Genomic DNA, 3059 nt, shown 5'->3' with positions numbered 1-3059 from the left:
GTCACTGGTGAAATCATGGCAAACCAAGTACCACCGGCACCAAACAGACCCCACCATACCGGTTCGTCAGAACGTTTTGGATGTTGATTAATCATGAAGGCCTCCCTAAACCAGCAGTAGTACGATGATGGAAATCACGGCAACCGCTGCCCACTGTGCACCGACCACCACTTTCTTGCTCAACAGTTTGCCTTTCACTCGGATTGGCATCACCTGTGGCATCATGCCAAAGAAGGTGTGAGCGTGGAAAAGGGCACCCAACAACGCYACGATGTTGATGGCAATYACCACCGGATTGGCCATAAACGCCAACCARCTTTCCCAAGCTTCAGGCCCTTTCACMAGCGCACCCAACCCAAAGGTCAGAAACAGTGTGAACAGGATTAGGGGCAATACGGTTCCTTCACGAACCATGTAAAAACGGTAGAATGGATTACTCTTCCACCAGGTACGTTTTACTTCTCTTACATAAGGCTTACGATGACTCATCTTATGCCTCCTGTGGTTTGAGCATGGCAATCACAAAGTCTTTAGACGACTCAATCTTGCCTTGGTTAACAGCGGACGCCGGGTCAACGTGTTTTGGACACACTTCAGAGCAGTAGCCCACGAAWGTACAGCCCCAAACRCCGTTTTCACCGTTGATTAAATCCATACGTTCGTCTTTACCGTTATCACGGGTATCGAGGTTGTAGCGGTGCGCTAATGTCAGCGCCGCCGGACCGACGAACTCAGGGTTCAGACCAAACTGAGGACACGCCGCGTAACACAGACCACAGTTGATGCAGCCYGCGAACTGTTTGTAGCGCGCCATCTCYTCTGGTGTTTGTAGGTTAGGGCCATCTTCCGGTTTGCGGTCGTTACCAATGATGTACGGTTTAATCGCTTCCAGACGCTCGATAAACGGAGTCATGTCCACAATCAGGTCTTTCTCGATAGGGAAGTTCGCTAGCGGCTCGATTTTTACCCCTTCAGGGTAATCACGCAGGAAGTTCTTACACGCGAGTTTTGGAATGCCACCAATCATCATGCCGCAAGAGCCACAAATCGCCATACGGCAAGACCAGCGAAACGACAGGTGTTTGTCCAGATTGTCTTTGATGTACATCAGTGCATCCAATACCGACATGGTCTCATTGAATGGCACTTCGTACGTTTGGAAGTACGGCTCTGCGTCTTTCTCTGGGTCATAACGCAGAATTTCCACTTTTTGCATACGTTGTGCAGTCATTATGCTTTCTCCTCTGCGCTCGCCGCTTTCGCCGCTTCTTCCGCCGCCGCTTTCTCAGCCGCTTCACCGTACAGACGGGCTTTCGGTTGTGACTTGGTTATCGTGACCGGACTGTAATCAATCGTTGGTGCCCCATTCGGGTTGTAATGCGCCAATGAGTGTTTCAGGTAGTTCACGTCATCACGTTCCTGACAGCCTTCGTCCAAACGTTGGTGTGCACCGCGGGATTCGCGACGGTTAATCGCAGAGTGGACCATCGCTTCAGCGACATCCAGACCGTAACCGACTTCAATCGCGTACAGAAGGTCAGTGTTGAACACATTGCCTTTGTCTTTGATGCTGATGTGTTTGTAACGCTCTTTTAGCTCAGCCAGTTTGTCAACCGTGGCCTGCATCAGGTCTTCCTGACGGTAGATACCACAACCGGCTTCCATGCTCTGACCCATTTCWGTSCGAATGTCMGCCCAGTTTTCATTGCCTTCCTGAGCCAGCAATCCRTCAATCATCGCCTGAACGTCTTTGACTTGAGCTTCGATAGTCGCATCGTCCCAGCCGTCAAAGGTGTTAGCGTGTTTYGCCGCACTTTCACCYGCAACGCGGCCCAGTACCACAAATTCGGCTAATGARTTTGAACCCAGACGGTTCGCACCGTGCAAACCAGAGGACGCACATTCACCGACCGCAAACAGACCTTTAATCTTGGTTTCACAGCTTGGGTCCACTTCAATCCCACCCATGGTGTAGTGCACGGTTGGACGAATWGGAATCGGCTCTTTCGCTGGGTCAACGTTAACGTACGCTTTCGCCAGCTCACAAATGAACGGTAAACGCTCTTCTAAGTACGCTTCGCCAAGGTGGCGTAAATCCAGGTGAACCACATCACCCAGTGGGTGTTTGATGGTGTTGCCTTTTTGTTGTTCATGCCAGAAGGCCTGAGACACTTTGTCACGAGGACCTAATTCCATGTATTTGTTCTTCGGTTGGCCAACCGGTGTTTCCGGTCCCAAACCGTAGTCTTGCAGGTAACGGTAGCCGTTTTTGTTCAGCATGATTCCGCCTTCACCACGACAACCTTCGGTCATCAGGATACCGGTGCCAGGCAGACCCGTTGGGTGATACTGCACAAACTCCATGTCACGCAAAGGCACGCCATGACGATACGCCATCGCCATCCCGTCACCGGTTACGATACCGCCGTTGGTGTTGCAGTGATAAACACGGCCTGCACCACCTGTTGCCAGTACAACAGACTTCGCTTTAATGACAACAAGCTCGCCTTCTGACATGTGAATTGCGATTAAGCCCTGAATCTCTCCGTTGTTAACCAGTAGGTCGACCACRAAATATTCATCAAAGCGTTTRATTTGAGGGTACTTCATCGATGTTTGGAACAACGTATGAAGCATATGGAAGCCGGTTTTATCAGCCGCAAACCAGGTGCGCTCGATTTTCATGCCACCAAAACGACGTACGTTGACTTCACCATTGTCCTTACGGCTCCACGGACAACCCCATTGTTCCATTTGGGTCATCTCGCGAGTGGCGTTTTCAACRAAATATTCAACGACGTTTTGTTCACACAGCCAGTCACCACCGCCTACAGTGTCATTAAAGTGATTATCAAGAGAATCTTCTTCTTTAATAACAGCCGCAGAACCACCTTCGGCAGCAACGGTATGCGAACGCATTGGATAGACTTTAGAAATCAGAGCGACTTCCATATCAGGATTTGCTTCAGCTGCTGCAATCGCAGAGCGAAGACCGCCGCCACCAGCACCTATGACCGCGATATCTGTGATATATGTTTGCACAGTATCCTCCAGTGAAA

The 3059-nt window shown here is 50.4% G+C and carries 3 protein-coding genes and 1 pseudogene; all 4 read right to left on the bottom strand.

All coding sequences use genetic code 11. The features are described from left to right. Positions 1-95 (bottom strand): annotated as a pseudogene (locus EES38_RS21560) (fumarate reductase subunit FrdD); the annotation flags it as partial. Between the two features lie 10 nt (positions 96-105). Continuing rightward, entirely contained in the window at positions 106-489 is a 384-nt protein-coding gene (gene frdC / locus EES38_RS21555) for a fumarate reductase subunit FrdC (RefSeq protein ID WP_124939272.1), read from the bottom strand. A gap of 1 nt (position 490) precedes the next feature. Next, a complete protein-coding gene (locus EES38_RS21550) occupies positions 491-1231 on the bottom strand; it encodes a succinate dehydrogenase/fumarate reductase iron-sulfur subunit (RefSeq protein ID WP_124939271.1) in 741 nt (246 codons plus the stop codon). Beyond that, positions 1231-3042 carry a fumarate reductase (quinol) flavoprotein subunit gene (frdA, locus tag EES38_RS21545; RefSeq protein WP_124939270.1) on the bottom strand — a complete coding sequence of 604 codons (1812 nt, stop codon included), beginning with the start codon at positions 3040-3042 and terminating at the stop codon, positions 1231-1233. The genes EES38_RS21550 and frdA overlap by 1 nt, the downstream gene beginning before the upstream one ends. Positions 3043-3059 lie beyond the last annotated feature (17 nt).

It is taken from the genome of Vibrio viridaestus (genome assembly GCF_003856525.1).
In the GTDB taxonomy this organism is placed as follows: domain Bacteria; phylum Pseudomonadota; class Gammaproteobacteria; order Enterobacterales; family Vibrionaceae; genus Vibrio; species Vibrio viridaestus.
This window is presented reverse-complemented; position numbering and strand designations above follow the sequence as displayed.